This is a genomic window from Pedobacter steynii (assembly GCF_900103665.1).
Classification (GTDB): domain Bacteria; phylum Bacteroidota; class Bacteroidia; order Sphingobacteriales; family Sphingobacteriaceae; genus Pedobacter; species Pedobacter steynii.
On sequence record NZ_FNGY01000032.1, the window covers coordinates 1 to 2,485 of the forward strand.

The following is a 2,485-nucleotide window of genomic DNA, read 5'->3' on the forward strand; positions in this document are numbered from 1 at the left end:
TTCTGACTTGAAAAAATAGCTTTGGTTTTCATGTACTTTGAAACGGTACTATCTTACCTCGCTACGCTATAAATGACATCTCTTTAATGAACTTTTCGAATCTCCTCGCGGTTCTTCTTTTATGTTGCAATCTGTATTCCTCTGTTTCTTCCAGGTCTTAATGTTCCTGGTTTCTTTTCGGTATTCCGATCGTTTCAGTCTTTTTGTTTTTGTTACTAAACTCCGTTTGGTAACCCCCGTTTTTGTTGGGACTGCAAAGGTAGAAATCTTTTTGGTATTGTCAAGCTTTTTCTCAAACTTTTTTACTTTGTCTTATTTGGTGATTAAACCGGTCAAAACAACTTCTGACTTATCTCTACTGCAATCTTTCAAATCCTTCTCTCTGTATCAATCTCACTTTCTCTTCCTCCGAAGCGGGATGCAAAAGTAGGATTATTTTTGCTCCCTGCAAACTTTATTTACATAAAATTGTATTTATCTTAACATAAGGCCAAATATTTGCGACAATCTCTTCTGTGATTAAAGCCCAACACACTAATCCTTAGTTACATTGACAAACCAATCTAAGGAAACAGGAATTCGGTTTTATTTTCACAATGCTTCCCCAAACACATGAATTAATCTTAAAAATAACTAAATCCATATCTCATTAGCCCTGGCATAGGAAACAGGTAACATCGTTTTCTTCTTATTTCTGAAATGAAAAAGAACAAATGAACTTCCTTTCCTGCCCCCTATTAAACAAAAATCAAGAAAACCTAAGGAAGAATGAAAGTCGAAACTCTTGTTAGCAACGCGACCAGCTATCCTATCTTCGCTCAAGCTGTTATTCATTTTCCAGTTGCTTCAACGCAAATACAGCTTCCTCATTCTCGCGATCTAATATAATCGCCATCTTATAACTTGCGATTGCAGATGTTCTTTCATTTATCTTTCTATATACCTCTGCTCTCAGATAATAGGTATAAGATGAATGGGGATACTTTTCTATCAATTATTGGTAAGTTTCAATGCTTCCCCAGGTTTATCGATTCCTATAAGAAACTGAATCGCCTGATTCCATTCTTTTTCCGAAAACTTCCTTTCATTATAATATTTTCTTAATTCCGGACGATTCCTTAAAAAATAGAAACAAGACAAATTCTCTTTCCATTCTGGATTTTCTCTAATTGCCTTCAGAATAGTATTTACTACAGCTTGTTCCTTTCCCCCCAACAACAGCCCCATAATTAGCTTACTATAAATTCCAGTCCAGCCTTCTACCAATTTTCGGGCTTCATTAAAGAGCATAAGTTCTTTTATCCTTTCCCCATCTTTCAAAAGTTTGATCGCTTGATTTAATTTTATACGTCCATAGTGAAAATTCAAAAGGCATTGCAAATCGAAAAGTGGCTGCTTAGCATTATCGACTCTTAAATCGATTTGATTGTACCATTCCTGGCGCATCCCTTTTACCGCTAAAGCTGCAAATTGTTTTCCTGTAATTTGTCCCCTGGCATTCTGCCTGCCCAAATACTTTTTAACAGACGTTCTGCCAAAGTTCCTTTACTATGCTCATACTTTGTGGCCATGGAAGATAGTACGGCCTCCGCCAATTGATTTCCTAACGCCACATCATTCTTACCAATTAAATGTGAAGAATAACCTTTCCGAAATTTCAACGCTGAACCCGTATAAGCATAGACATTTCCGGTGGAGTCAATACCAGCAATCTGTCTGAAATTCGCATCTACATCAGCCTCTCTCGTATACTCAATAGCCTCTTTAATAGACTTACCTTTTTTTAATTCCGAGAAACCATTTATTGCGTAGCTGGGATTTGTTTCCGAGATCACAGAAAAAGCACCCAATCCTGGCTGGACATAAACAGTAGAATTACCGACATAGGTATTATTTGTAGCCACAGCTATTCCCCATTCCTGAGCGATGGGGTCATATGCTACAATGGAAAGGGTTGAATTAATATTACGGCTAAGCAGTACGCCAGGAAGATTTTGAGCAGAACAGCATACAACAACAAGCTAAAAGATCGCGAACAACACTATTTTCTTACACATAAGTTTGGCTTTAAAATAAAGACAAGGCACTATAAAAAATGATTTGACACGCCTCAAGCTCTAAATATTGTCAATAGTCGGTAAAGGAATACAATGAATGCATTCATCATGTGGGACCATCGATCAGCAACCGGGCTTTTTAGATTCGGGAAGTAGATTGTATAATGACCTGATCCTGGTGCCAAATCCAGAGATAAAAACCCAACAAACTTATAGCGGCCGGTAAGGAATAAATGCTAAATGAAAGCAATGATTTCAAAAATCTATAAACGAATCCAGAAATAAAAAAGCTTGTAAACAAGAAAAGCCTGTAGTTTTCACTACAGGCTTTCTTTTAAGATTTGGCACCGACCTACTCTCCCACGTGTTACCGCAGTACCATCGGCTCTGGTGGGCTTGACTTCTCTGTTCGGAATGGGAAGAGGTAG

2 protein-coding genes and 1 rRNA gene are annotated in these 2,485 nt (G+C 37.6%); all 3 read right to left on the minus strand.

Annotation, left to right across the window (positions count from 1 at the left end; all coding sequences use genetic code 11):
- Positions 1-990 precede the first annotated feature (990 nt).
- Positions 991-1,512, minus strand: coding sequence for a hypothetical protein (locus tag BLQ87_RS33060; protein WP_143010628.1), 522 nt, complete (start codon positions 1,510-1,512; stop codon positions 991-993).
- Positions 1,458-1,904 carry a DUF1028 domain-containing protein gene (locus tag BLQ87_RS33065; protein ID WP_074613158.1) on the minus strand — a complete coding sequence of 149 codons (447 nt, stop codon included), beginning with the start codon at positions 1,902-1,904 and terminating at the stop codon, positions 1,458-1,460. The genes BLQ87_RS33060 and BLQ87_RS33065 overlap by 55 nt, the downstream gene beginning before the upstream one ends.
- Positions 1,905-2,396: 492 nt before the next feature.
- Positions 2,397-2,485: ribosomal RNA gene (gene rrf, locus BLQ87_RS33070) — 5S ribosomal RNA — on the minus strand; the annotation flags it as partial.